Raw genomic sequence first — 26,011 nt, 5'->3', positions numbered from 1 at the left:
CCGTTTAGGTTTTAAGTTTTAAGTTTATAGTTTGTGGTTACTCACCATTCACAATTATCGGTTCATGAACAAAGCAGTTAAATGGGGCCTGATCGGCCTGGGCGGTTTGACCGTGCTCCTGGCAGCCGGAAGGCTGGCGAACAGGCCGGGAAGCAAAGGCGTTAAAGTGACCGTGGAACAGGCGGCTTCCCGCACCATTGTGGAAACCGTCAATGCCAGCGGCAAGATCTATCCCGAGGTGGAAGTCAAGGTCAGCTCCGACGTTTCCGGTGAGATCGTGGAACTGACGGTGGCCGAGGGCGACAGCGTGAAGCGGGGGCAGGTGCTCGCCCGCATCTATGCCGACATCTATGCCTCGCAGCGCGACGAGGCCTCCACCCGGGTGACCCAAACCCAGGCTACCGTGGCCAACAGCCAGGCCGCCCTCGACGCCCTGAAGGCGCAGCTCGAGCAGGACCGCCTGGCCTACAACCGCAATAAGGAGCTGTTTGCAGGCAAGGTGATCTCCCGGGCCGAACTGGAGCAGTACGAAACGAAATTCAAAACCTCCCAGGCGCAGTACAGCGCCGCCCTGCAAAACATCCGCAGCCTCGATGCCGCCGTGCAAAGCGCCCGCACGGGCCTGCAGATGGCCGATAAGACCCTGGGCCGCACCACCATCACCGCTCCCATGAACGGCATCGTGTCCATGCTGAGCGTGAAAAAAGGCGAACGGGTCGTGGGCACCGCCCAGATGGCCGGCACCGAAATGATGCGGGTGGCCAATATGGGCGCCATGGAAGTGCGGGTGGACGTGGGCGAGAACGATATCGTAAAGGTGAACATCGGCGACTCCGCCGACGTGGAGGTGGACGCCTACAACAACCGCAAGTTCCGGGGCGTGGTGACCCAGATCGCCAGCAGCACCAACAAGACCGGCAACACCGCCACCACCTCCAACGACGTCACCAGCTACGAAGTGCACATCCGCCTGCTGCCCGCCGACTACCAGGACCTGCTGGACCCCGCCCGTCCGCGGAAGTTCCCCTTCCGCCCGGGCATGAATGCCAGCGCCGATATCCGCACCCGTACCAAGCCGGGAGTGATCGCCGTGCCCATTACCGCCGTGGCCGCCCGGGATAAGGACGAAGAGGAGGGGGGCGAAGAGGCTGCCGCGAAGAAAGGAGGGGAGGAAAGCTCATCTGTGGAAGAAGCTCTACAGGAGGTGGTCTTTTTGTTGAAGGAAGGGGACAAAGTAGAAAAACGGGTGGTGACCACCGGCATCCAGGACCGCAACCATATCGAGATCGTTGCCGGCCTGAAGGCGGGCGAGCAGGTGATTACCGCTCCCTACACCGCCATCAGCAAAGACCTCAAAACCGGCACGAAAGTAACCGTGGTACCCCGCGACAAGCTGTTTGAAAAAGAATAGGGAACTCCCAACTTCTTTTTACCTTGCCCACCCATTGTACATCATCATCCGTAAATCGTAACTATTTTGGTGCAGAGTTTTGGCATTATTGGCAGCGGAAGCTGGGCTACAGCCCTGGTAAAGATCCTGACCGACAACAACCAGCAGGTAAACTGGTGGGTAAGAAACGAAAATACCATCGCCCATATAAAGAGACGCCGGCATAACCCCCATTATTTAAGCTCGGCTTATTTCGACATCGGAAGGCTGAACCTGTCGTCCCACCTCAATGCCGTGGTGGACGCCTCCGACGTGCTGGTGCCGGTAGTGCCCTCGGCCTATGTGCAAAGCGTGCTGGCATCGATAAAGGAGGGCGGCCTGACGGACAAAAAGATCCTGTCCGCCATCAAAGGCCTGGTGCCGGGGCCCGACGTACTGCTGAACCAGTACCTCCAGGATCATTACAACGTGCTGATCGAGAATTACTTTTCGCTGCTGGGGCCCTGCCATGCCGAGGAAGTGGCCGCGGAAAAGCTCTCCTACCTCACCTTTTCGGGTGTGGACGGCCCCGCTACCCAGCAGCTGGCGTCCTGCTTCAAAACGCCCTACATCAATACCGTCACCAACGACGACATCCTGGGGGTGCAATACGCCGCCGTGCTGAAAAACATCTATGCCCTGGGCGCGGGCATCGCCCACGGCCTGGAGTACGGCGACAACTTCCTGAGCGTATACATCGCCAACTGCGCCGATGAAATGGCGGGCTTCCTGCGCAAGGTGGGCATCCAGCACATCGTGGTGGGCGAGCACCAGCAGCCCGACCCCATCACCCACCAGAAAGACATCAACTACGCCGCCTCCGTTTACCTCGGCGACCTGCTGGTGACCTGCTATTCGCCCTACAGCCGCAACCGCACCTTCGGCGCCATGATCGGCAAAGGCTATACGGTGCAGTCGGCCCAGCTGGAAATGAACATGGTGGCCGAAGGCTACAACGCCTCCAAATGCATTTACAACCTCAATCGCAAGATCAAGGCCGATATGCCCATAGCCGAAACGGTGTACAAGGTGCTCTGGGAGCGCCAGCACCCCTCCGACGGCTTTTGCAAGGTGGAAAGGGTGATGGTGTAACCGGATGATTTTTTGTCATATGGGAATGGCGCCAGGTGAACAGGTATTCACCCGGCTTTAGTATCTTGCGCCCTCATACAAAGAGAAAGCGTGATGCATAAACGAATTTTTTTCAAAGGACTTAGCGAATTAAGAGCCCTAGCCGCTTTGGCCGTTTTATTCCATCACATTGAATTGTATAAAAGCAGGGATCATATAAATGGCTTATATGATACGGCATTGGCCCCTTTTATTGATAAACTGGGAAAGAATGGCGTTTACCTGTTCTTCGTGCTAAGCGGATTTTTAATTACCTACCTGCTCCTGGCAGAGAAAGAGCGGAACGGTTTCATTGATATTGCCAAATTCTACGTCAGGCGTATTCTGCGCATATGGCCGGTTTATTATACGGTGCTGCTCTTTTCCTTCTTTTTGCTGCCGCTACTGGCACAAAACATTCCGGCCATGGCCGCGGAATCGGGCTATTACCACCGCATTCTGCTTTTACAAAACGATTTCTACACACCTTTCTTTCTCTTCCTGTTTTTTCTGCCCAACCTGGCCCTTACCCTCCGGTATGCAGTGGTAGGGGCCGCACAATCCTGGTCGGTGGGCGTGGAGGAACAGTTTTATTTGCTCTGGCCTCACCTGGTAAATAAGGTCCGGAAAACCTATCTCCCTTACCTGTTTGTTTCCATCATTTTGGTGCTGACCGCGTTCAAATGGGTGAGTGCAGGGAATGAATTTGCGGCCATAAAAATGGTGCGGCATTTTTTAGCCTCCTTTGTGATCGAGTTGATGGCAGTAGGAGCTTTGGGTGCCTATTTCCTTTATTACCACCAGGAGCGCCTGCAAAAGCTATTTACCCGTCCGGCCCTGTTTATCGCCAACCTGGCGATTATTGCCGCCTTGCTGCTGCGACCCGTTCACCATCTTATTCTGGGTTTCTTTTTCTGCACACTGATCCTGTTTATCATTCAGGACAGCAACCGGATCAAGTTCAACCTGCGCAGCAAATACCTGGACCGGCTGGGCGTCCTTTCCTATGGCATTTATATGTACCATCCTATTGTGATGTATTTCTGTTTTGCCCTGGTGCACGGCACCGGCATGCAGCCCAAGGGCTCCCTGGGCTACAACCTGCTGCTATACACCCTGATAGGCGGTCTAAGCATTGGCCTCAGCTACCTTTCCTATTTTTATTTCGAGAGCTGGTTCCTAAAGCTGAAGGATAAAAAATTCACCAATATTAAGAGCGGGCGGGCCGTCGAGGAATACCAACCTGCCCCTGCCGGCGTGGAAAACGGCGTGGCAGAAAGCGCCCCCGGCAAGTCTTTTTAATCCTGCGGACGGGGCGCCGCTACTCCTGGAACAAATCCGACGCGATGCCGTCGGCCCGCAGCATGCCCTCTTCGGTGAGCTGTACGCGGGAGCCGGTACGGGTGAGGAGGCCGGCGGCCTGGTAGCGCGCCAGCCGCTGCTCGGTGGCGGCCGCCTGCGCCGTTCCCCAGGAGGAGCGGATGCGTTCCAGGTCCATGCCTTCCATCGTACGTAAAGCGATCATGATGTATTCGTTCAGCTGTTGCACCGGCGTCAGCACTTCGGCTTCGGTGGGCAGGACGCCCTGCACGATGGAGTGGATGTAGCGGGTGTTGTTGGCGATGTTCCACTGGCGCTTCAGGCCGTCGTAGGAATGGGCCGAGGGGCCCAGGCCGAGGTATTTTTCCCCCTTCCAATAAGATGAATTGTGGCGGCTGCGGAAGCCCGGGCGGGCAAAGTTCGACACCTCGTAATGCTCGTAACCTCCCTCTTTCAGCCGGTGCATCAGCTGCAGGAACTGGCGGGCCTGCTTGTCGGCGTCCACGTCCTCCTTGCGGTGCCGGATGATCTGCTGGTGCAGGGGCGTCTTTTCCTCCACCGTCAGCGCGTAGCAGGAGAGGTGGGGGACGCCGTAGCCCAGGGCGGTGGAAACGTTTTGCGCCCACATATCGTCCGAGAGGAGGGGGCTGCCGTAAATGAGGTCGATGCTCAGGTTGTGAAAGCCCGCCTCCTGGCTCAGCTCGATGCAGCGGCGGGCCTGCCCGGCGTTGTGGGCCCGGTTCATCCAGCGCAGCTCTTCTTCGAAAAACGACTGGATGCCGATGCTCAGGCGGTTGATGCCCGCCTCGCCCCAGCCCGCCAGCTTGTCGGCCGTAATGTCGTCGGGGTTGGCTTCCAGGGTGATCTCGGCATCCGCCGCCACCGGGAAGGTCTGGCGGATGCGGTCCAGCAACCGCCGGCAGTCGCCCACGTCCAGCAGGCTGGGCGTGCCGCCCCCGAAATAGATGGTGGAGACCGACGCCCCTTCCAGGAAGTGTTGCTGCAGCCCGGTTTCGTGCAGCAGGGCGCCCACCAGGTCGTCCTTGTAGCGGAGGGAGGTGGTGAAATGAAAATTGCAATAGGCGCAGGCCTGCCTGCAAAAGGGAATGTGTAAATAGATTCCGGCCAATGTCGATTTGATTTGATTCCTCGGAAAGAAATATTTTTACCGCACCTGATGGCGAAGAAAAGCTTTTTGTTTTTGCTGTGCGTGGCTTGCGGGCTGCGGCTGTCCGCGCAGTCATACGGAGTCCGTTATGTCTTCGCCGATTCCGCCTCCCTGCCCGCCGATGCCCTGCAGCATAGCTTTCCTTCCCAGCGCGAAGCTACTGATTACCTGACTTCTTTGCCCCGGCTGCTGCAAAGCAGGGGCTATATCGGGGCTTCTGTCGACAGCCTGCAGCTGGAGGGGGACAGCGCCCGGGTGCGGCTGTTCCTGGGCAACCGTTATAAATGGGCCCGCATCCGCACCCTGCCGGCCGACGAAGGCCTGCTGCAGGAGGCCCGCTGGCCCCGGGGGGCTTTCCGCAACGACCCGGTGGACTTTGCCGCCCTGCAGGCCAGCCAGGAACAGGTGCTCGACCTGCTGGAAGGGGCGGGGCATCCCTTTGCCCGCGTCTTTCTGGACAGCATCCGCCTGGAAGGCGGCGACGTATCGGCCCTGCTGCGGATCGACCGGGGAAACGCTTATAAGATGGACAGCATCCGGCTGCAGGGCGAAACGAAGATCAGCCGGGCGTTCCTGCAGCGCTACCTCGACATTCCCAATGGCAGCCTGTACAACAAAAAGAAATTGCAGGAGGTGGACAAAAAGATCAGCGAGCTCCCGTACGTGGAGGCGCAGCTGCCTTCCAGCCTGAGCTTCACCGCTACCGGCGCCGTGCTCAACCTGTACCTGAAGCCCAAAAGAAGCAGCCAGGTGAACGTGCTGGTGGGCCTGCTGCCCAACAGCGATGCCCTGGCCAGCCGCCGCTTCCAGGTGACGGGCGAAGCCAACGTGCTGCTGCACAATGCGCTGGGGGCCGGCGAAACCATCGGCGCCAACTGGCAGCAACTGCAGGTGCAGTCGCCCCGGCTGAACCTGGCGTACCGCCACCCTTACGTGTTCCGTTCGCCCCTGGGCCTGAACCTGGGCTTCGACATGTTCCGCAAGGACAGCTCTTTTGTCAACATCAACCTGCAGGTAGGGGCCGAGTACGGCGCCGGCACCCGCCAGTCGGGAGGGGTATTTTTGCAGCGTCGCCAGACCATCGTCAACGGCGTCGATACGCTGGCCCTGCTGCGCACCCGCCAGCTGCCGCCGCTGGGCGACGTGAGTTCCTCCAACCTGGGCGTGACCTTCGGCTACAACAATACCAACTACCGCCTCAACCCGCAAAAGGGCAACGAGCTCACGCTGACCGCCTCGGCCGGCACCAAGCAGGTGAAAAAAAACAACCAGGTGCTGGAACTGAAAGACAAGGAGGACCCTGCTTTTACCTTTGAAAGCCTGTACGATACCGTGAAGCTGCGCACCTACCAGCTGAGGGTGGTGCTGTCCGGCGCCCATTACTTCCGCACCGGCCGGCAAACGACCCTCAAAACGGGCCTGAATGCCGGGCTGTTCCAGAGCGGCAGCTATTACCTCAACGAGCTGTTCATGATCGGTGGCTACAAGCTGCTGCGCGGCTTTACCGAGGAAAGCCAGTTCGTTTCCCAGTACGCCGTCGGCACCCTGGAATACCGCTACCTGGTGGGGCCCAATTCGCACTTTTTTGTCTTTGCCGACGGGGGCTGGGCCCGCAACCCCCTGGGCCCCGGCAGCACCTACAATTACATTGGTTCGGGCTTGGGCCTGTCGCTGGAAACCAGGGCCGGGATCTTTAACCTGGCCTGGGCGGTGGGCCGGCGCAGCGATGCGCCGCTGAACCTGCGCCAGTCAAAAATTCATTTTGGGTTCGTAAACTATTTTTAAGTGCGCTGAAACGATAATTTTGCATCCACTGGTGAAAAAACTCCTTCTTCTACTGTTTACGTTCCTGTCGTTGTGCTGCTATGCGCAAACCGCTCCGTCTGCCGCTACCCGGCGGGCCGATTCGGTGGCCAAGGCCGCTGCCCGGCGGAAGGCGGCGGTGCAGGCCCGCACGCGCAGGATCGATTCGTTGGCCCGGGTGCGCCGTGCCGATTCGCTGGCAAAGGCCCATGCCCGCAGGGCGGAAACGCTGGCCCGGACCCGCAGGCTGGATTCCCTGACCCGCCTGCGGCGGGCGGACTCGCTGGCCCGCATGCGCCGGGCCGATTCGGTGGTGCGTTCCCGTAAGGCCGATTCCCTGGCCCGGCTGCGGACGGCCGACTCGCTGGTGAAGGCCCGCAAGGCCGACTCGCTGGCGGCCCTTAAGGATTCACTCCTCCGGCGGCAGCAGGACTCGCTGCGCCGGGCGGTGTTTGTGCGGGACTCGCTGCTGAAGCGCGAGCTGAGGGCCTTTGCCCGCAGGGTGGATACCTCGCTATACCGCCGCAATCCCTACCTGCGCTTTGAAAACCCTTCCCGGGTCATTGCCGTGCGCCGGCAGTGGACCGGCAAGGAAAGCCTGTTTTATTGCACCCTGGGGCTGCTGCTCTTGTTTGCCCTGGCCAAGAATGCCTTTTCGCGCTACCTCAGCGACCTGTACAAAATCTTTTTCCGCACCTCGCTCAAGCAGCGGCAGCTGCGCGACCAGCTGGTGGGGGCGCCCCTGCCGTCGCTGCTGTTCAACGGCCTGTTCGTGCTGAGCGGCAGCCTGTTCCTCTACCTGGTGCTGCAGCATTATGGCCGGGCGGGAGGGTATCCCTTCTGGCTGGTGTTTGCCTACGGTGCCCTGGGGCTGGCCGTTATTTATACCGTGAAGTTCGTGGTGCTGAAGCTGATGGGCTGGCTGCTGCGCCTGCCCGAGGCCACCAATACCTACATCTTCATTGTGTTCACCACCAACAAGGTACTGGGCATCGCCCTGCTTCCCTGCATCATCGCGCTGGCGTTCATGACGGGGGTATTTTACCAAATGGCGTTCACCCTGAGCCTGGCGGCGGTGGGCCTGTGCTTTTTGTACCGGTATTATTTATCCTATCTCTCGGTGCATAAGTCCATCAAATTCAGCCTGTTCCATTTCTGCCTCTACCTGCTGGCCTTTGAAATTGCGCCGCTTTTGCTCATTAACAAACTGTTGTTTACGTTTTTCGGCGAATCTTGATTAACTTTGCCGCCAATTTTAGCCGAACCATGGTAAAAAACGGGGTCAATAAGCCTGCTGGAAAGACCAAGAAACGGATTCTGATCACCCAGCCCAGGCCTGAAAGCGACAAGTCTCCTTACTTTGAGCTGATCAGGAAATACGATGTAGAACTGGACTTTCATCCCTTCATCCGGATCGAGGGTATCAACGCCAAGGAATTCAGGAAACAAAAGATCGATATACCGGCTCACAGTGCGGTCATTTTTACCAGCCGTAATGCCATCGATCATTTCTTCCGCATCTGCGAGGAGATGAAAGTTGCCGTTTCCCAGGATACAAAGTATTTCTGCATTACGGAGGCCGTAGCGCTCTATCTGCAAAAGTTTATTCTGTACCGCAAGCGGAAGGTGTTTTACGGGGCCGACGGCTCCAACAAAAGCCTGTTCGATGTGATCAACAAGCATAAGGGGAACGAGAAGTTCCTGTACATCTGCTCGGAAAATCAGCAGGACAGCGACATCACCGGCTGGCTGAAGACCAACAACTGCGATTTCTCGCTGGCCTTCATGTACCGCACCGCCAGCAACGACGTAAAGGAATTGCTGGACCGCAACAACTACGACGTGATCTGCTTTTTTACGCCCAGCGGCGTGAAAAGCCTGTTCGACAACGTGCCCGGCTTCGAGCAGAGCGGCATCGTCATCGGCGCCTTCGGCAATAATACGTCCAAAGCCGTGGAGGAAGCGGGCCTCAAGCTCGGTATCATGGCTCCCCAGCCCCAGGCGCCCTCGATGGTGGCCGCCCTGGACCAGTTCCTCTCCGCCGATAAAAAAGTGATGTCGGAAGACAAAAAGAAATAAGCGTTAAACGTTCTGATATTCAGGCCGTCCCAGCAGTGGGACGGCCTTTTTTATGGGCCCCTGAAAAAGACCGCCGCATCGGTATTTCCACCTGCTTGCCTTACATTTGAAGCGCAGCCCTGGGGAATAGTATGATTCTTGTGCGCCTTTTCAACCAAAACAGTCTGCATGCCAACGAATTACAACCGTCTGATCCACGAAAGCAGCCCCTACCTGCTGCAGCATGCCCAAAACCCTGTCGACTGGTTTCCCTGGGGGACCGAAGCGTTTGAGAAAGCGAAACAGGAAGACAAGCCCGTCCTGGTCAGCATCGGGTACGCGGCCTGCCACTGGTGCCACGTCATGGAGCGCGAAAGCTTCGAAGATCCCGGCGTGGCCGCCCTCATGAACGAACATTTTGTGTCCATCAAGGTCGACCGCGAAGAGCGGCCCGACGTGGACCACCTCTATATGGATGCCGTCCAGGCCATCGCCGGTAGCGGCGGTTGGCCCCTGAACGTCTTCCTCACCCCCGAAGGAAAGCCCTTTTACGGGGGTACCTACTACCCGCCGGCCCGGGCCTTCAACCGCGCCTCCTGGACCGAGGTGCTGCAGGCCGTGCACCAGGCCTATAAAGAACAACGCAACGAGATCGAAGGGCAGGCCACGGAACTGACCGAGCACCTGAAGGCCAACAACCAGTTGGGACGGCCCGCCGACGGGTTCGCCTATGATCCCGGCCAGCTGGATGCCGCCTTCCGGACCATTATGGCCGCAGCCGATACCGTCGAGGGCGGCTTTGGACAGGCGCCCAAATTCCCCCAGACCTTTACCCTTACCTTTTTACTGCGCTACGGCGCCCTCACGGGCAACCGCGAGGCGCTGAAGCAGGCTTTTCTCAGCCTCGACAAAATGATCCGGGGCGGCATTTACGACCAGCTTGGGGGCGGCTTTGCCCGTTATTCCACCGATGGCCGCTGGCTGGTGCCCCACTTTGAGAAAATGCTGTACGACAATGCGCTGCTGGCGGCCCTGCTGGCCGAGGCCTACCAGCTTTCGGGCAACGAACGCTACCGCGAGGTGCTGGCCGAAACCCTGGGGTTCGTCGAACGCGAGCTGCAACATGAAGGGGGCGGATTTTTCAGCGCCCTCGACGCCGACAGCGAAGGGGAGGAGGGGCGATTCTACGTATGGGAAGCCGAAGAGGTGGAACAGGTGCTCGGTAGCGATGCCTCCCTGTTTTGCCAGTACTATAATATAACCGAAAAAGGCAACTGGGAAGGCCGGAACATCCTGCATACCTCCGCCTCGCTGGCCGATTTTGCCGCCCAGCACAACATCCACCCCGAAAACCTGTGGAGCTTTCTGGATGGGGCGAAGGCCGCGCTGTTCCGCCGGCGGTCCGAAAGAGTGCGTCCTGCCCTGGACGACAAGGTGATCCTGTCCTGGAACGCCCTGATGAACCTCGCCTACAGCAAGGCCTATGCAGCTACCGGCGAGGAGGGCTACCGCGAAAAGGCCGTAACCAATATGCGGTTTTTACTGGAGGCTTTTGCGGATGGGAGCGGTGGTTTTTACCATACCTGGAAGAACGGCCGGGCGCGGCACCGGGCCTTTTTGGACGACTATGCCTGCCTGGTGCAGGCGCTGCTGTGCCTGGGGCAGGTTAGCGGCGAGCTGCACTGGCTGCAGCAGGCCGGCGAGCTGACGGGATACGTGCTGGAACACTTTGCCGACGAAGGGTCGGAACTGTTTTATTATACCCATGCCGGGCAGGATGATATCCTGTTGCGAAAAAAAGAGGTGTACGATGCCGCAATTCCGTCCGGCAATTCAATGATGGCCTTGAATTTGTATCAACTTTCTATAGTTACAGATGAGATTACCTGGAGGCGTAAAGCCGATGCGATGATGGCTGCCTTTGGCAGCCTGGCCGTGAAATATCCTACTTCCTTTGGCCTATGGCTAACCACATTGCAGGAAATTACGTTGGGAACCAATGAGATAGCACTGGTCGGACCAGATGTTAAATCCTATTTAAAAAACGTGCTCCGCCTGTACTTGCCGCACAGCCTCATTTTGGCTTCCGTGACCGCTGATGAAAAATTCCCCCTGCTGCGTTCGAAAGAAAATAATGGAGACACCTTAATTTTTTTATGTAGAAACTATACGTGTCAAAATCCCGTTAGTACTATTGAAGAATTTAAACAACTTTTGAGCGTTAAAATTTTTTCATAACCATACAATAATTGTGCTATGATACCGTTTGACTTTATAAGCCTAAAATCTCGTCTTTTGGAAATGAGAAAAAATAATTCTAACCTTGCGGCAAAATTAAATTTTCGCCCAATACCCTTTACGATGAAAATGAAAAACCATTACCTGACTATCCTCGTGTTGGCGAGCCTGAGCCTTGCCAGTTGTGCCTCTCTAGGTAAAAAGGATAAAGGCGGCGTGCCCAACGACGGCCAGCTTCACGGCGTCGCCCCCGGCGGACGTTACGTCCTTCCCAAGCCCACGGGAATGGTCTACGTTCCGCAAGGTACGTTTCACATGGGCCCCAGCGACGAAGATCCGGCTTATGCGTTTTCCTCCCGCAGCCGGTCCGTTTCCATCAGCGGCTTCTGGATGGATGCCACCGAAATTACCAACAACGAATACCGCCAGTTTGTGAACTGGGTGCGTGATTCCGTGATCGCCAAGAAAATGGGTTATGTAAAAACCGGTTCCGACGGCGTGGAATACGTAGACCAGACCAAGATGAAGAACTTCAAGCTGAATGATCCCAAGACGATGGAGCAACTGAGCTCCACCGACCTGATCCTCTCTCCGGAGGACCGCGTCTTCGGCAAGAAAGAGATCGACGCTTCCAAACTGGTATACCACTCCGAACGCTTCGACCTGGGTGAGGCCTCCAAAAGAGAGAACGCCGGCAAGCCCCGCTCGACCTTCATTGTCAAAAAAGACGTAGCCATTTACCCCGATACGCTGGCCTGGATCCGCGACTTTTCCTACGCGTACAACGAGCCCATGACCAAACGCTATTTCTCGCACCCCGCTTACGGTGATTATCCGGTAGTAGGTGTGAACTGGCACCAGGCCTCCGCTTTCTGCGAGTGGAGAACGCATTACATGAACTCGTACCTCGAATCCAAAAAGCGCTCGCAGGAGTCGGACTTCCGCCTGCCTACCGAAGCACAGTGGGAATACGCTGCCCGCGGCGGCCGTTCCGAGTCGATGTTCCCCTGGGGTAACTACTACCTGCGCAACAAGAAGGGCTGCCTGCTGGCGAACTTCAAACCCGGCCGCGGCAACTATTCCGAGGACGGCGGCTTCTACACCGTTCGCGCCGATGCTTACTGGCCCAACGACTACGGCCTGTACAACATGGCCGGCAACGTAGCCGAGTGGACCTCCTCGATCTACTACGAAGGTTCGTACCTGTTCCAACACGATATGAACCCCGACGTACGCTGGAACGCCAAGGATTCCGATCCTCCCAAAATGAAACGTAAGGTGATCCGCGGCGGCAGCTGGAAAGATGTGGGCTTCTACCTGCAAACCGGTACCCGCACCTACGAATACCAGGACACTTCCAAGTCGTACATCGGTTTCCGTACCGTGATCGACCTGCCCGCCCAGGCCAACAGAAAATAAGCCTTCCTTCAGTACATATTTCTACAGGGGCAGCCGGCCTTCCGGCTGCCACCTAACCCCCTGTTTCAATTTCAAATCACATTTAACCTAAACCTTCTTTTAAAAATCAATTTTTTATGGCAGCCGCAATTCCCCCTAAAGTAAGTAAGTTCGTTGACGTCCTGGTTTCCTTTGGTGCCGCTTTTGTAATCTGGGGCGCCTTAAGAAAGATCCTGCACGCTCCCGACGCCGATTTCTGGCTGAAGTTCGGCCTGGGCGCGGAAGCCATCATTTTCCTCGGCTATGGCGTTTTATACCTCATTTATCCCGCTGTTAAGGATTCCTCGCACCGCGAAGAGGTGCTGGCGGAAGCCGGTGCCGCCCCCAATGTACTGGGCAAGATGGACAAGGCCCTGATGGAAGCCGATATCACCCCTGCCAACCTGAACCGCCTGGGCGAGAACTTTAAAAAGCTGAACACCACCATCACCAATATGAACAATATCACCGACGTGGTGGCCGTTACCGGCGATTATACCCAGCGCACCAAGGAAGTCACCCAGGCCCTGACCCAGGTGAAAGATGCCTACGTGGGCGCCGCCAATTCCGTGAACGCCTTCAATGCCGCTTCCGACAGCGCCCGCACCTTCCACGACCAGATCCAGGTGCTCACCAAGAACCTGGGTTCGCTGAATACCATTTATGAGCTGGAGCTGCAGGAAAGCAACAACCACCTCAAAACCCTGAACCAGTTTTACGGCAAGCTGACCGAAACAGCTACCGTGATGACCACCACTTCGGCCGATGCCAAGAAAGTGCAGGAGCAGGTAGCTGCCCTGGCCAGCAACCTCGGCCGCCTGAACGGCATCTACGGCAACATGCTCACCGCTATGCAGGGCCGCTAAGCCCGGCAACAGCGCCTGTTCCGGCTGCTTTGCATTTTGAGACCTAAACCGTAAACCAAAATTGTAAATCGCAAATAATTTATGGCACTACCTAAAGAGCCACGACAGAAAATGATCAACCTGATGTATTTGGTGCTGACAGCCCTGCTGGCACTGAATGTATCGGCGGAGATCCTGAACGCCTTCCGGACCGTGGATGACAGCCTGATCAATACCAACCAGGCCATCAATTACTCCACGGATGCAATCATCGAATCACTGAATGAAAAGAAGTCGGATCCTTCCTCTGCCGCCAAGGCCAATTACTGGTATCCCAAGGCCCAGCAGGCCCGTGCCATCAGCAAGGACGCCTATGATTATGTGCAGGGGTTGAGAGAGCAGATCCTCAAAGCGTCGGAATTCGATCCCCAGAACAAGCCCCTGGTCGACGGAAAAAGGGACTCTACCTTTAAAGCCGACAATCTGGATATTGCCACCCGCATCATGGTGGAGGAGGGCAAGGGCAAGGAGTTGCTGGCAAAGCTGGAGGCGTTTAAATCCCAGATACTGGGCATCGACCCCGTGATCCGCCAGGAGTTCCAGAACCAGGTGCTGGTGAATACCGCCATGCCCCGCGTACAGGACCAGTCCAACAAAAGCTGGGAGGCCGCTTATTTCCGCATGGTGCCTACAGTTGCCGCCATTACCATCCTGAGCAAGTTCCAGAACGATATTAAAACGACTGAAAACAAAGTGGTCTCCAAGTGCCACGAGCAGGTAGGTAAAGTGGCCGTCCGCTTCGACACCTATGCAGCGGTGGTAGGCCAGAGCTCCAGCTACCTGATGCCCGGCCAGGAAATTGAGATCACTGCCGGCGTAGGCGCCTTCAGCAAGGCCGCCGCTCCCCGGATCTCGATCGGCGGACAAGGTGCTACTGTAGGTCCCGACGGCGCTGCCCGCCTGAAAATGGCTGCCGGCGGCATGGGCGCACATACCATCCCGGTGCGGATCGTTTATACCGACCAGGACGGATCCACCAAGACCATTGATAAGACCATTGAATATACCGTGGGCCAGTCCAACGCTTCGATCGCCCTGGATAAAATGAACGTGCTGTACATTGGCGTGGACAACCCGGTGACCATCGCTGCCAGCGGCGGTGCCGAGCAGATCCAGCCTTCCATTTCCGGTGGCGGCGGCTCGCTGACCAAGGTAGGTCCCGGCAAGTACATTGCCCGTGTGAACTCACCCACCGAAAACTGCCGCATTACCGTATCGGTGAGCGGTAAGGTGGCCGGCGCCTCCGACTTCCGGGTACGTACCATTCCCGATCCGGTGGCCACTGTAGGCGGTTTCGCCAGCGGTGATAACGTCAATGCCGGTGCTTTCCGGGCACAGGGCGGTGTGGGCGCTTATATCAAAGACTTCCCCTTCGAACTGAAATATTCGGTTACCAGCTTTACCCTTACCGCCGACGACGACCAGGGCGATATCCTGGAAGCTCCCTGTACCGGCAATACCTGGAGTGCCAAGGCCCGTTCCATTGTCCAGGGCTTGAAAGCAGGCAGAATGGTGACGATCGACAACATCCGGGCCACCGGTCCTGATGGAAGAAGCCGGAAGCTGCCTTCCTTAGTTTATTACATCAAATAAATCATTCCGATAATGAAAAAACATATTCTTAAAGGTTGCCTGTGTTTCGTGTTGCTGGCTTCGCTGGCAACTGAAGTAAGCGCCCAGCGCCCCTCGCGTCGCCGTGGTGATGCGCAAAGAACCCAGCAGCAGCCGGGCCAGCCTGCCCCGGGTGGCAACGAGCAGGTGCCCCCGCCCCCGCCGCCCTCCGGCTATAACCCCTACGGCAATATTCCCATCGAGGTAGATTCGACGGGTGTATCCGATTCGGTGATCCGCAAGTCGGCCCGCCCGGACAATATTTACGACCGCGCGTTTACCAACAAAGAGCGTGTGCCCCTGGCCTACGACCACATCCGCTGGGACGACGCCCTTTTCTCGGAAAAGGTTTGGCGTGAGCTGGACCTGCGGGAAAAAATGAACCAACCCTTCCGCTACCAGGCGGAAAGCGATGAAGGCAGCCAGATCTTCATGGACATCCTGCTGCGGGCCGTAAACTCCGGCGAGGTGACCACCTTCTCCGACGACCGCTTTACCACGCCGATGTCGCTGGGCGAAATCAGCCAGTTGACCGTAGGCAGCGCGGATACGGTTGCGGTTCGCAAAGTGGATGACCCGAACGTTATTGAAAAATACGTGGTGACCCGGGCCACCTTCGATTCTAAGGGCGTGACCAAGCTGCGCATCAAGGAAGAGTGGGTGTTCGACCGCGAAACCAGCCGCATGGTGGTACGGATCCTGGGCATCGCCCCGGTAAAAACCCTGTACTTCCCCAACGGGCAGGAGCGAGGTTCGTCCACTATGTTCTGGGTGTATTATCCCGACCTGCGTCCCACCCTGGCGAAGCACGAGGTGTACAACAGCAAGAACATGGGGTATGGCAGCCAGACCTGGGAAGAGCTGTTCGAAAGCCGCATGTTCAGCAGCTATATCGTGAAGTCGACCATGGAAAACCCGCAAAACCGGAACATCCGCCAAATGGTCAAGGACCCCATCCTGGCGCTGCTGGAAGGCGAGAACGTGAAAGAGAAGATCTTCAATTACGAGCAGGACCTCTGGTCGTACTAATACCACCTTATTACCTGGAAATCCCGCCGCCGGCGGGATTTTTTTTGTCCCTGCCCCGCCTTGTTAACTTTAAAAAAATGTGCCGGCGCAACGTCCGGATAGGCCGAATTGTTGTACATTTACCTCGGTTTTTCATAGGATATTGGATTTTAAAAACGGGGCTGGATTTTTATCCTGGCCCCTTTTCTTTTTATATCCTCCTCCATAATAGCCTAATAGCCTAATACCCCAATTCCTTAATTCCTATTCCACCGGCTTTTCCTTTTCGAAATATTCCTTGACCACTTTGGCCTTGGACACGCCGATCACCTTGGACAGCTCTTCAAGCGACTGCTGGCGAATGTTGTTGACCGAGCGGAAGGTTTTGAGCAGACGGTTGGCCGTGGAGGCGCCGATGCCCTTGATCTCCTGCAGCGAATCCTTGAAGGTGCCCTTGCTGCGCTTGTTGCGGTGGAAGGTAAGGCCGTAGTTGTGCACCTCGTCGCGGATGCGGCGGATCATCTTGTGGCTTTCACTGTCGTAGGGCAGCTTCAGCGATTCCTTGTCGCCGACAAAGAAGATCTCCTCAATATTCTTGGCCAGGCCCACAAAGGTCATGCGGCCCGTCAGCCTCAGTTCTTCAATGGCCTCGCAGGCCGCATTTAGCTGCCCTTTGCCGCCGTCAATGATCACCAGCTGGGGTAGCGGCTCCCCTTCGGCCACCAGGCGCCTGTAGCGCCGGAAAACAGCTTCCTTCATGGAAGCGAAGTCGTTGATGCCTTCCACGGTCTTGATGTTGAAGGTGCGGTAATCTTTTTTGCTGGGCTGTCCCTCTTTGAAACATACCATGGCCGAGACCGGGTAGCTGCCGTGGAAGTTCGAGTTGTCGAAACATTCGATATGGTGGGGCACCTGGGTGAGCTGGAGGTCTTTCTGGATCTGCAGCAGCACGGAGCTGCGGTCGCCCTTCTCGCCCAGCTTCAGCCGCTCTTTGCTCTTGACCTCGTCGATGAAGTACTGCACGTTCTTTTCCGACAGCTCCAGCAGCTTTTTCTTATCGCCGCCTTTGGGGATGGTCAGGGCGGTGCCGGGCTCCTCGTATTCCATTTCAAAGGGCACGACGATCTCGGCCGCTTCCGAATTGAAGGTCGAGCGCAGCTGGGCGATGGCAAAGGCCAGGATCTCCTCGCGGGTTTCATCGAGCTGGGCCTCCACCTTCAGGGTCTTGGTCTGCACGATGGCCCCGTTCTGCACCATCAGGTAGTTGATGTAGGCCGTATCGCCTTCCTGGGCAATGGAAAAGACGTCGAGGCTGCCCAGGGAGGTGCTCACCACGATGGAACGCGACTGGTAGTTCTCCAGGAAGTCGATCTTCTTTTTCACCAGGGCCGCCTTTTCGAATTCGAGGGTTTCGGCATAGCCCTTCATTTCCTTTTTGAAGTGCTGGACTACGGGGCCCAGGTTGCCCTTCAGCAGGTTCTTCAGCTGGGCGATGTTTTCGTTGTAATCGTCCAGCGACTGGTAGCCTTCGCAGGGGCCCAGGCAGTTGCCCAGGTGGTATTCGAGGCACACCTTGAACTTTCCCTTTTCGATATTGCGTTCCGTCAGGTTCAGCGGGCAGGAGCGCAAGGGGATCGTTTGCTTGATGAAGTTGAGCAGGTCCCGCACCTTGCCGATGGAGGTGTAGGGACCGAAATACTGCGAGCCGTCCTCCAGCTTCTGGCGGGTAAGGAACACCCGGGGAAACAGCTCGTTCTTGATGACGATATAGGGATAGGTCTTATCGTCCTTTAGGTTGATGTTGAACAGCGGCTGGAACTGCTTGATCAGCGAGTTCTCGAGCAGGAAGGCGTCCTGTTCGGAATTGACGATGGTAAATTCGATTTTCTGCATGCGCCGCACCAGCTCGTGGGTTTTATAGCTCACTCCCAGCGTCTTGGTGAAGTAGGAGCTGACCCGTTTGCGGATGTTCTTGGCCTTGCCCACGTACAGCAGGGTGTTGGCCGCGTCGTAGTATTTATAGATCCCGGGAAGGTTGGGAAGGGTAGCGGCGATGTTCTGAAATTCAGTCTGCGTCATAAGTCAAAAGTCACAATTATTTTGCCGAAGGAAAGTCGTTCCAGATCACTTCCAGGGTCTGCGTAGGGCCGTGAAAGTCGGGCTTTTCCACGGTGGTGGATACGCGGAAGCGCTTGTCTACCTGCCAGTAGAGCACCTTTTTGAGCGTACTGTCGCCGTCGGTTTTTACCAGGTCCACAAAGATAGCGCTTACTTTGTCCGCGCCGGGGTTGGGCTGGATCATGACCTCCTGCCGGCGGATCGCTCCGTCGTCGGCTTTGGGCATGTAGTTGAGCACAGCCTGGTTCAGGTCGGCGTCAAAGAATTGGGTTTCCTCGTATTCCTCTTTCAGCTGTCCCGAGGAAATGTCGGGCAGCGACAGAAAGTCCTGTGCCGCCTGGCGGAACTCTTCCCGTTTCAGGTAGCTGGTGTCGGCCAGGCTGTCGGTCCGCACGATCTTCATGATGGTGTAGAGGGAGGTGTCGACATGCGCCACCTGGCTGCGGATAAAGGAGAGGGCCGGGAAAAAGGAGGTTTCCTTTTCCTTTGCTTTTTTGTTTTTGCAGGAAACAGCGGCCAGGGCCAGGAAAACGGTGAGGAAAGCGGCGGCTCTTTTCATAAAGTGGTTCAAAATGCAAAAGTCTGCAAAAAGGGGCAAAAAAGGCGGTAAAGAAACGTCAAACCTCTGCAGGTGCAGGGGGCACGGGCAGCAGCGGGCCGATGGGGCGGGAATTCAGGGCGGTAGGAGGGGGCAACAGTCCTTCCCGCCCGGGAAAGAGGGGCCCGGCAAGAAAAATTGAAAAAAAGAGCGAGAACGCCCGGTACAACCGGCTTTTTCCGGTCGGGACTTTTTTGGCGATGCCCTTCCATACGCTGGGAGCGGGGGGCATCTGGTAATCACGGACACTCTTTTTTAAAAATTGTTCAAGGCTATCGTCAGGAAAATCAAGGCTATCGTTCATTAGGTATCTCTGCATAATCAGTCAGCATTAACAGCCAGGAAATCATTGACCGCCGGCAGCCAGCAGAACCGGTTCCTTCGGTTTCTGTAAAATATTCTTTTTCACCAGGATGTCTTCCAGCAGGGCTTTGGCCCGGGTGTACTGGCTTCGGCTGGTGCTTTCCTCTATATCGAGCATATCGCCGATCTCGCGGTGGGAGAAGCCTTCGATGGCATACAGGTTCAGGACGGTACGGTAGCCGATGGGCAGCAGGCGGATGCATTCCACTACCTGCTTGGCCTGGATCAGCGAAGGGATGATGTCTTCGCGGATGGGCAGGCCCGAGGCGTGGATGATGTCGACGCTTTCGTTGAATTTCTTGTTTTTCTTGAGGTGGTTGATGCAGGTATGGACCATGATCTTGCGGATCCAGCCCTCGAAGGCGCCCCGGTTCTGGAAGGTATGGATCTGGGCAAATACCTTGATGAAGCCTTCCTGCAGCATGTCTTCCGCGTCCTCGCGGTGGTGGGCATACCGGTAACAAACCGCCATCATCTTCGCACTGTAGGTATCGTAGAGCGCCTTCTGTGCCGACGGCTCTCTTGTCAAACAACCCTGTAAAATCGCTTCCTCATTCATCTTCTAGTCTCCAGTACCTGTAATTTAAGCAATTTTAGACGTAGGTGTTGCAACATTTTTTCCACAGGGCAAAAGCTCCCGGCAGTCCTGACTGCCGGGAGCGCAGGGGAACCTATCCTTAAAACCCTGCCCTGAGCGCCACCATTACATTGCGGCCGGGGGCCGAAAAGCCCGAAGCGAAATAGCGGTAGTTGCGGTCGAGGATGTTTTCCACGCCCGCCTGCAGGGTGAGGGCGGCGTGCAGCTTCCAGTTGACCTTGGCATTCAGCGTAGCCCAGGCCGGCATGCCGTCGGGGGTGGCGTAGGCGGCATTGTCCTCCCCGGTGGGGTTGTAGTCCTTCAGCTTTTTCCAGCCGTTGAACAGGGTGTAGAGCTCGGCCTCCACGGGCGCTCCCTTCCAGCGGATGCCGGCCTTGCCGTGCACCGGCGGGATGTGGTCGAGCGGGAGGTCGCCGCCGGCTTTTTGAATACGGCCGTACTGGTAATTGGCGGTGGCGTACACCTCCACTGCTTTGGCCGGGAACAGGCGGAAGCCGCCCCGCAGGCCGTACAGGAAGGCCTTGTGGGCATTCTGGTTGGCAAACACCTTACTCATGCTGCCGTTGTACAGGATCGAGTCCTGCTTGTTGAACGCAAAGGGCGCCAGCACGATGGCATTGCTGAACCGCGTATAAAAGCCGCTGAACTCCAGCTCGGCTACTTTGCCCAAAAGCTGCTGGTAGCCCCCATCAAAAGTCCAGGTATATTCGGGCCGGATGTCGGGGTTGGGAACGATCAGCTGCCGGGAGGCCGAGTTGGACTCGAAGATCCGGGCCAGGTCGTCGATGTTGGGTGCCCGGAAGCCCGAGGCGATACCGGCCGTAAAACGGGTTCGGGGGGAGGGCAGGAACACGGCCCCGGCATTAGCGGTAACGGCCGTATTGTTCTGTTCTATGTCCGTAAAAGGAAAATTAAAAAAAGAGTTGTCCCGGATTTCTGCCCGCAGCTGTACGGCCTGCAGGCGGAGGCCGTCGTTGAGGATCAGTTTGCCGCCGGCCAGCTTCACCAGGTGCTGGGCATAAACGCCGAAATAGTTCATGCGGTTGTCGCCGTCGGGGTAACGGCTGTCGAGCTTGCTGCGGGCACCGGTGAGGAGGTTTTCGCGTTGGGCGGTGGACTGCACCCAGTTGAGCTGGGCGTCCGCGCCCAGGGTCAGCTCGTGGGTTTGCCAGCGCTTGCGGCCATCGACGGTCAGGCCTGCCACCTCCAGCGCTTCCCAGCGGTGGTCGAGGCGGTCGTAGCGGCGGTACTCGCGGGTATGGCGGCTTTCCTCGAGGTGCTGGTAGGAGGCTACCAGTTTTCCTTCGTCGAAAAACAGGGGTTTTGCTGCCGACAGTTCGTAAGCTGCCAGCGCCCGTTGCTGCGGGCCGTAGTACCACTGGGCGTACCGCAGGCTGCCGTTGCGTACGTCCTGCAGGCGGTCGTAGCGGGGAACGTCGGTGGAGCTGGAGTACTGCAGGTTCAGCAGGTGCGCTACGTTCTCGCTGGGGCGGAACAGCAGCTTCTGGGCCCCATCCCACTGGCGGTAGCCGGAAAAACGCTGCACCCGGTCGTCGTTGTTTCGGACCACCGAGTCGATGCCGTTGACGGATGCCACGTAATAGGGGCGCTTGCCAAAACCGGGATAATCGTCCGGGTCGTTGCGGCCCACCTTCATGTCGCCGAAGTCGCTGAAGTTGTACGCCTGCAGCCAGGCCCATTTTTTCCCGCCCAGGTTCAGGTCGATATGGCCGGTCTTTTCGCCGTTGGCGCTGCTGTAGCGGGTAAAGGCCGATCCTGCAATTTTGAGCTTCCCTGCCTGCGCCAGCTGGGGCGCTTTCGTACGCATCAGGATGGCGCCGCCCAGGGCGTCGGAGCCGTAGAGGGTAGAGGCCGGGCCGTAGAGTACTTCCACCCGCTCCAGCATATTCTGGTCCACGGTAATGACGTTCTGCAGGTGGCCGGCCCGGTAGATGGCGTTGTTCATGCGGATGCCGTCCACCACCAGCAGGATGCGGCTGGCCTCGAAGCCCCGCAGCACCGGGCTGCTGCCGCCCTGCTGGCTCTTTTGCACGAACACGTTGCCCGTGTGGATCAGCAGGTCGCCGGTATTCTGGGCGTTGAGGGCGGCGATGTCCTTATCCGTGATCAGGTCGACTTTCTGGACGACGTATTTCCGGTGTTCCGAGAATTTGCCGGAATAAATGAGCACTTCGTCCAGGCTTTTGGGCGTAAGGGAGTCCTGGGCCGAGGCGCCGGCCGCCAGCAAAATAAAAAGGCAGGCGTGCAAGGGTTTCTTCATTGGCTAAATCTAATGAAAAAACGCCTGCACACCTGCCTGTCAGGACGATAGGGGATTACAAAAGCGGGAAATTTTCGGTTACCCGTTGCCGCTATCCATTGCCCTTAATTAATCGTAGTCCACCAGGACGTTGCCGGTCATTTCGGCCGGGGCCTGGAGGTCCATCATCTTAAGAATGGAGGGCGCCACGTCGCCCAGCTTGCCGGGTTTCACGATGCCTTTCCACTTGTTGTCGATCACGAACAGGGGCACCAGGTTCAGCGTATGGGCAGTGTTGGGGCTGCCGTCGCCGTTGACCATGTAGTCGGCGTTGCCGTGGTCGGCGGTCAGGAACACGGTATAGTTGTGTTGCAGGGCGGCGGTCACCACGCGCTCCACGCATTTATCCACCGTTTCGGCGGCTTTGACGGCGGCTTCGAATACGCCGGTATGGCCCACCATGTCGGCGTTGGCGTAGTTGAGGCAGATGAAGTCGGGCACTTCGCTTTCGATCTCGGGAACGATGGCGTCGGTGAGCTCGATGGCGCTCATTTCGGGCTTCAGGTCGTAGGTGGCTACCTTGGGGGAAGGCACCATGATCCTTTTTTCGCCTTCAAAGGTTTCTTCGCGGCCGCCGCTGAAGAAGAAGGTGACGTGCGGGTACTTTTCGGTTTCGGCAATGCGGATCTGGTTTTTGCCGGCTTCCTGCAGCACCTCGCCCAGGGTTTTATTGAGGTTATCGTTTTCGAACACCACGTGCACGTTGGTAAAGGTGGAGTCGTACTCGGTCATGGTGGTGTAGTACAGGGCCAGCTTGTGCATGCCGAAGTCGGGGAAGTCGGCCTGGGTGAGCACCTTGGTGATTTCGCGGCAGCGGTCGGTGCGGAAGTTGAAGCAGAGGGCGGCGTCGCCTTCCCTGATCGGACCCACGGGCTGGCCGTTTTCGGTGATCACGGTCGGCTTGATGAATTCGTCGGTAACGTTCTGGGCATAGGCCTGTTGTACGGCTTCTACGCCGGAGGTGGCGGTGGGTCCCTGGGCTTTTACCAGGGCGTCGTAGGCCAGCTGTACGCGTTCCCAGCGGTTGTCGCGGTCCATGGCATAGTAGCGGCCGCTGACGGTGGCGATGCGGCCTACGGTCTGGCCGGCATAGTCTTCCAGTTCCTTGATGAAGCCCAGGCCGCTTTTCGGGTCGGTATCGCGGCCGTCGGTGAAGGCGTGGAGGTACACTTCGCTCAGGCCGTTGGCCTGGCAAACGTCGAGCAGGGCTTTCACGTGGTTGATGTGGGAGTGCACGCCGCCGTCGCTCACCAGTCCCAGCAGGTGCAGGGGCTTTTTGCTTTCGCGGGCATAGCGGAGCGTGGCCAGCAGCTCGGGGTTCTGGCCGAGGATGCCTTCACGAATGGCAACGTTGATGCGCTGGAGTTCCTGGTACACCACGCGGCCGGCGCCCAGGTTCAGGTGGCCTACTTCGGAATTGCCCATCTGGCCTTCCGGCAGCCCTACGGCCTCACCACAGGTGGTCAGGGTGGCGTTGGGATATTTGGAGTATAAGGATTGTACGAACGGAACGTTGGCGTTTTGGATGGCGTCGGAGGACTTAACCTGGCCCAGACCCCACCCGTCCATGATCACAAGAATGACTTTACGGTTCGGCATAAATGATGATTTGAGGGGCAAAGCTATGAAAATGAAAAACTTTTTGATTATTATTAACATCATATCGGGAAATGAGTGTTGTATGGCACACTTTTCGCCTAGGGCAGGCAAAGTCCCCGGCACTTATGAAAAAAATCATATTATTCAGCTGTGTGGCCCTTGTCTTTCTCCTGGGCGGCTTCAGTCCCCTCGGGACGCTGGTCGGCGGGACGGAGGAAAATACGTTCGGGCTGCCCGGCCCCGCTACCGAAAGGGTGGAGGTGCCGCTATACGGCCTGGACGACGTCATTGAGGCCCTGCGTACCGGCAAAGCCGACGAAATGGCCAAATACATTGAAGACGACGTGGAGATCACCCTTCCCGGCAAAAGCGATACCTACAGCCGGGCGCAGGCCCTCGTCATCCTGAAAGATTTTTTCGCCAACAACAAGGTGCTCACCTTCGAGGTGAAGCACCGGGGCAGCAACAGCAACAACCAGTTCTGCATCGGCAACCTGCAAACCCGCTCGGGCGCCTACCGCACCACCATCTTCATGAAAACCAAGAACGGCCGCCAGTCGGTGAAGGCCATCCAGTTTCAGCCCGCTTAGCGGACAATGGACAATAAGCAATAGGCAATAGGCAATCGAACCCACCCGCAACCCGCAAAACCTGCGAGCCAGGGAACTCCTAACCCAGGAACTCTCTCCCCCCGAACTTGTGAACCCGTGCACTTGTAAACTCGTGAACTTCTAAATTTGTAGCATGAAGAATTTCGACGAGCACCTGCACGAACTGATTGATGCGGCTTTGCAAGAAGATGTGGGCGATGGCGACCACTCCACCCTTTGCTGTATTCCCGCCGATGCCCGGGGGAAGGCGATCCTGAAAATCAAGCAGGACGGCGTCCTGGCCGGCCTTGACGTGGCCGAGAAAGTGTTTCTTTACAAGCAGCCTTCGGCCCGCTTTTCCCGCTATAAAAAGGACGGGGACGATATGAAGGCCGGCGAGGTGGCCTTTGAAGTGGAAACCTCGGTGCACACCATCCTGCAGTGCGAACGGCTGGTGCTGAACTGCATGCAGCGCATGAGCGGCATCGCTACCCTCACCCGCCGCTATACCGACAAGCTGAAAGGCTATAAGACGCGGCTGCTCGACACCCGCAAGACCACGCCCAACTTCCGCCTGCTGGAAAAAGAGGCCGTCCGCATCGGCGGCGGCGTCAACCACCGCTTCGGGCTGTTCGACATGATCATGCTGAAGGACAACCATATCGACTATTGCGGCGGCCTGGAAGAAGCTATTAACCGGGCGCACCGCTACGTGCAGAACAACCGCCCCGACCTGAAAATCGAGGTGGAGACCCGCTCGCTGGCCGACGTGGAGAAAGTGTTGCAGGTGGGCCGCAGCAAGGTATTCCGGGTGATGCTCGACAACTTCAGCCCCGGGCAGCTCGCCGAGGCCCTGCGCCTGATCGACGGGGCGTTCGAGACCGAAGCTTCCGGCGGCATCAACTTCGACACCATTGAAAGCTATGCCCGGACCGGCGTGGATTACGTCAGCGTAGGCGGCCTGATCCACCAGGCCCAAAGCCTGGACCTGAGTTTGAAAGCAGTGATTCGTTAACCGGTAATCCATCAATATGAGCAAGAAAAATAAGGGGGATAAGAACGGTTTCGTGTACAGCACCGACCCCAACTTCCGCTTTGAAGAAGAGGAAAACGCAGCGCAGGAAACCCTGCCGCCGCAGCAGCAGAAGCTGAAGGTGCGCCTCGAAACCAAGCACCGCGGCGGCAAGACCGTAACGCTGGTGGAAGGCTTCGTTGGTACGGACGAGGACCGCGAAGACCTGGGCAAGAAGCTGAAAAACTATTGCGGTACCGGCGGCTCGGCCAAGGACGGCGAGGTGATCATCCAGGGCGACCAGCGCGAAAAGGTGCTGCAGTGGCTGCTGAAGAACGGTTATAAGAATTCCAAAAAAATAGGATAGTATTCTTTCTATAAAAGCAAATCCCCCGTCTCCGGAAGACGGGGGATTTGTTTTTATAGACCTTATAACCCATTTAAAGTAGGTTGGCCGGGGAGAACCGGAAGCCCGACAGGGCTTCACTGTGAATAGCCCCGGGTGAAACCCGGGATCAGCCGTAGTTCGTTACCGCAACCCCGGATGGGGTTGAATGTGTCCTGTTCGATTTACAGCAGTTTTCAGTTTCGAAGGATTCTTCGGAGTTCCTTCCGGGTCCCGGACTGCTTGTTTTTTTGAGGGTCCCACAATTAACCCCGTTGGGGTTGAGGTGGCGTACTACTGCTGACCCCGGGTTACACCCGGGGCTATGCACAGTGAAGCCC

The 26,011-nt window shown here is 57.2% G+C and carries 20 protein-coding genes; 14 read left to right on the top strand and 6 right to left on the bottom strand.

Annotated features, from left to right (window positions below):
• Positions 1-64: 64 nt before the first annotated feature.
• From V9K67_RS19955 to V9K67_RS19945, 3 genes are all read left to right on the top strand, one after another.
• Positions 65-1,411 carry an efflux RND transporter periplasmic adaptor subunit gene (locus V9K67_RS19955; protein WP_336725534.1) on the top strand — a complete coding sequence of 449 codons (1,347 nt, stop codon included), beginning with the start codon at positions 65-67 and terminating at the stop codon, positions 1,409-1,411.
• 69 nt (positions 1,412-1,480) lie between these two features.
• Positions 1,481-2,521 (top strand): NAD(P)H-dependent glycerol-3-phosphate dehydrogenase, encoded by a 1,041-nt coding sequence (locus tag V9K67_RS19950; RefSeq protein ID WP_336725630.1) that lies wholly within the window; start codon positions 1,481-1,483, stop codon positions 2,519-2,521.
• Between the two features lie 93 nt (positions 2,522-2,614).
• Positions 2,615-3,841 (top strand): acyltransferase family protein, encoded by a 1,227-nt coding sequence (locus tag V9K67_RS19945; RefSeq protein ID WP_336725533.1) that lies wholly within the window; start codon positions 2,615-2,617, stop codon positions 3,839-3,841.
• Positions 3,842-3,860: 19 nt separating this feature from the next.
• Here the strand turns inward: V9K67_RS19945 and hemW are convergent, their stop codons facing one another.
• Positions 3,861-4,988 carry a radical SAM family heme chaperone HemW gene (gene hemW, locus V9K67_RS19940; protein ID WP_336725531.1) on the bottom strand — a complete coding sequence of 376 codons (1,128 nt, stop codon included), beginning with the start codon at positions 4,986-4,988 and terminating at the stop codon, positions 3,861-3,863.
• A gap of 48 nt (positions 4,989-5,036) precedes the next feature.
• On the opposite strand from hemW, the gene V9K67_RS19935 reads away from it, so the two are divergent.
• The 8 genes from V9K67_RS19935 to porN all read left to right on the top strand — a co-directional run bounded on the left by V9K67_RS19935 (position 5,037) and on the right by porN (position 16,108).
• Positions 5,037-6,812 carry a BamA/TamA family outer membrane protein gene (locus tag V9K67_RS19935; protein WP_336725528.1) on the top strand — a complete coding sequence of 592 codons (1,776 nt, stop codon included), beginning with the start codon at positions 5,037-5,039 and terminating at the stop codon, positions 6,810-6,812.
• Between the two features lie 31 nt (positions 6,813-6,843).
• Positions 6,844-8,067: a DUF4271 domain-containing protein gene (locus V9K67_RS19930; protein WP_336725526.1), complete on the top strand. Its 1,224-nt coding sequence runs from the start codon at positions 6,844-6,846 to the stop codon at positions 8,065-8,067.
• A 29-nt stretch (positions 8,068-8,096) separates the two neighbouring features.
• Positions 8,097-8,909, top strand: a complete 813-nt coding sequence (locus V9K67_RS19925) for a uroporphyrinogen-III synthase (RefSeq protein ID WP_336725524.1) — start codon at positions 8,097-8,099, stop codon at positions 8,907-8,909.
• 168 nt (positions 8,910-9,077) lie between these two features.
• On the top strand, positions 9,078-11,126 hold the full coding sequence (locus V9K67_RS19920; RefSeq protein ID WP_336725522.1) for a thioredoxin domain-containing protein: 2,049 nt from the start codon (positions 9,078-9,080) through the stop codon (positions 11,124-11,126).
• A 123-nt stretch (positions 11,127-11,249) separates the two neighbouring features.
• Positions 11,250-12,545: a T9SS ring complex lipoprotein PorK/GldK gene (gene porK, locus V9K67_RS19915; protein WP_336725521.1), complete on the top strand. Its 1,296-nt coding sequence runs from the start codon at positions 11,250-11,252 to the stop codon at positions 12,543-12,545.
• A 116-nt stretch (positions 12,546-12,661) separates the two neighbouring features.
• Positions 12,662-13,429, top strand: coding sequence for a type IX secretion system motor protein PorL/GldL (gene porL, locus V9K67_RS19910; RefSeq protein ID WP_336725520.1), 768 nt, complete (start codon positions 12,662-12,664; stop codon positions 13,427-13,429).
• A gap of 81 nt (positions 13,430-13,510) precedes the next feature.
• Positions 13,511-15,061 carry a type IX secretion system motor protein PorM/GldM gene (gene porM / locus V9K67_RS19905; protein WP_336725518.1) on the top strand — a complete coding sequence of 517 codons (1,551 nt, stop codon included), beginning with the start codon at positions 13,511-13,513 and terminating at the stop codon, positions 15,059-15,061.
• 12 nt (positions 15,062-15,073) lie between these two features.
• Complete coding sequence (porN, locus tag V9K67_RS19900) at positions 15,074-16,108, top strand: type IX secretion system ring subunit PorN/GldN (RefSeq protein WP_336725517.1); 1,035 nt, start codon at positions 15,074-15,076, stop codon at positions 16,106-16,108.
• 243 nt (positions 16,109-16,351) lie between these two features.
• On the opposite strand, the gene uvrC is transcribed toward porN, so the two are convergent.
• From uvrC to gpmI, 5 genes are all read right to left on the bottom strand, one after another.
• Positions 16,352-18,166 (bottom strand): excinuclease ABC subunit UvrC, encoded by a 1,815-nt coding sequence (gene uvrC / locus V9K67_RS19895; RefSeq protein ID WP_336725515.1) that lies wholly within the window; start codon positions 18,164-18,166, stop codon positions 16,352-16,354.
• Positions 18,167-18,182: 16 nt separating this feature from the next.
• Positions 18,183-18,764 carry a hypothetical protein gene (locus V9K67_RS19890; protein WP_336725512.1) on the bottom strand — a complete coding sequence of 194 codons (582 nt, stop codon included), beginning with the start codon at positions 18,762-18,764 and terminating at the stop codon, positions 18,183-18,185.
• Positions 18,765-19,149: 385 nt separating this feature from the next.
• On the bottom strand, positions 19,150-19,695 hold the full coding sequence (locus tag V9K67_RS19885) for an RNA polymerase sigma factor (RefSeq protein ID WP_336725509.1): 546 nt from the start codon (positions 19,693-19,695) through the stop codon (positions 19,150-19,152).
• 148 nt (positions 19,696-19,843) lie between these two features.
• Complete coding sequence (locus V9K67_RS19880; protein ID WP_336725508.1) at positions 19,844-22,045, bottom strand: TonB-dependent receptor plug domain-containing protein; 2,202 nt, start codon at positions 22,043-22,045, stop codon at positions 19,844-19,846.
• Between the two features lie 108 nt (positions 22,046-22,153).
• Positions 22,154-23,683 (bottom strand): 2,3-bisphosphoglycerate-independent phosphoglycerate mutase, encoded by a 1,530-nt coding sequence (gpmI, locus tag V9K67_RS19875; RefSeq protein ID WP_336725507.1) that lies wholly within the window; start codon positions 23,681-23,683, stop codon positions 22,154-22,156.
• A 125-nt stretch (positions 23,684-23,808) separates the two neighbouring features.
• Here gpmI and V9K67_RS19870 point away from each other — a divergent pair, with 125 nt between their 5' ends.
• From V9K67_RS19870 to V9K67_RS19860, 3 genes are all read left to right on the top strand, one after another.
• Positions 23,809-24,273 carry a DUF4783 domain-containing protein gene (locus V9K67_RS19870; RefSeq protein WP_336725505.1) on the top strand — a complete coding sequence of 155 codons (465 nt, stop codon included), beginning with the start codon at positions 23,809-23,811 and terminating at the stop codon, positions 24,271-24,273.
• Between the two features lie 154 nt (positions 24,274-24,427).
• Positions 24,428-25,288, top strand: a complete 861-nt coding sequence (gene nadC, locus V9K67_RS19865) for a carboxylating nicotinate-nucleotide diphosphorylase (RefSeq protein WP_336725503.1) — start codon at positions 24,428-24,430, stop codon at positions 25,286-25,288.
• Positions 25,289-25,304: 16 nt separating this feature from the next.
• The gene (locus tag V9K67_RS19860) at positions 25,305-25,652 is read left to right on the top strand and encodes a translation initiation factor (RefSeq protein ID WP_336725501.1); all 348 of its coding nucleotides are present in this window, start codon (positions 25,305-25,307) and stop codon (positions 25,650-25,652) included.
• Positions 25,653-26,011 lie beyond the last annotated feature (359 nt).

It is taken from the genome of Huijunlia imazamoxiresistens (assembly GCF_037132455.1).
Classification (GTDB): domain Bacteria; phylum Bacteroidota; class Bacteroidia; order Chitinophagales; family Chitinophagaceae; genus Flavisolibacter; species Flavisolibacter imazamoxiresistens.
Note: the sequence above shows the minus strand (reverse complement) of the source record. Positions and strands in the feature narration are given on the sequence as shown.

Excerpts from the sequence above, each read along its gene's own strand:
- nadC (WP_336725503.1), top strand. The coding sequence starts at position 24,428 with ATGAAGAATTTCGACGAGCACCTGCACGAACTGATTGATGCGGCTTTG.
- V9K67_RS19920 (WP_336725522.1), top strand. The coding sequence starts at position 9,078 with ATGCCAACGAATTACAACCGTCTGATCCACGAAAGCAGCCCCTACCTG.
- V9K67_RS19935 (WP_336725528.1), top strand. The coding sequence starts at position 5,037 with ATGGCGAAGAAAAGCTTTTTGTTTTTGCTGTGCGTGGCTTGCGGGCTG.
- gpmI (WP_336725507.1), bottom strand. The coding sequence starts at position 23,683 with ATGCCGAACCGTAAAGTCATTCTTGTGATCATGGACGGGTGGGGTCTG.
- V9K67_RS19870 (WP_336725505.1), top strand. The coding sequence starts at position 23,809 with ATGAAAAAAATCATATTATTCAGCTGTGTGGCCCTTGTCTTTCTCCTG.
- porK (WP_336725521.1), top strand. The coding sequence starts at position 11,250 with ATGAAAATGAAAAACCATTACCTGACTATCCTCGTGTTGGCGAGCCTG.
- V9K67_RS19860 (WP_336725501.1), top strand. The coding sequence starts at position 25,305 with ATGAGCAAGAAAAATAAGGGGGATAAGAACGGTTTCGTGTACAGCACC.
- porN (WP_336725517.1), top strand. The coding sequence starts at position 15,074 with ATGAAAAAACATATTCTTAAAGGTTGCCTGTGTTTCGTGTTGCTGGCT.
- V9K67_RS19890 (WP_336725512.1), bottom strand. The coding sequence starts at position 18,764 with ATGAAAAGAGCCGCCGCTTTCCTCACCGTTTTCCTGGCCCTGGCCGCT.
- porL (WP_336725520.1), top strand. The coding sequence starts at position 12,662 with ATGGCAGCCGCAATTCCCCCTAAAGTAAGTAAGTTCGTTGACGTCCTG.
- V9K67_RS19945 (WP_336725533.1), top strand. The coding sequence starts at position 2,615 with ATGCATAAACGAATTTTTTTCAAAGGACTTAGCGAATTAAGAGCCCTA.
- V9K67_RS19880 (WP_336725508.1), bottom strand. The coding sequence starts at position 22,045 with ATGAAGAAACCCTTGCACGCCTGCCTTTTTATTTTGCTGGCGGCCGGC.
- V9K67_RS19925 (WP_336725524.1), top strand. The coding sequence starts at position 8,097 with ATGGTAAAAAACGGGGTCAATAAGCCTGCTGGAAAGACCAAGAAACGG.
- V9K67_RS19955 (WP_336725534.1), top strand. The coding sequence starts at position 65 with ATGAACAAAGCAGTTAAATGGGGCCTGATCGGCCTGGGCGGTTTGACC.
- uvrC (WP_336725515.1), bottom strand. The coding sequence starts at position 18,166 with ATGACGCAGACTGAATTTCAGAACATCGCCGCTACCCTTCCCAACCTT.
- porM (WP_336725518.1), top strand. The coding sequence starts at position 13,511 with ATGGCACTACCTAAAGAGCCACGACAGAAAATGATCAACCTGATGTAT.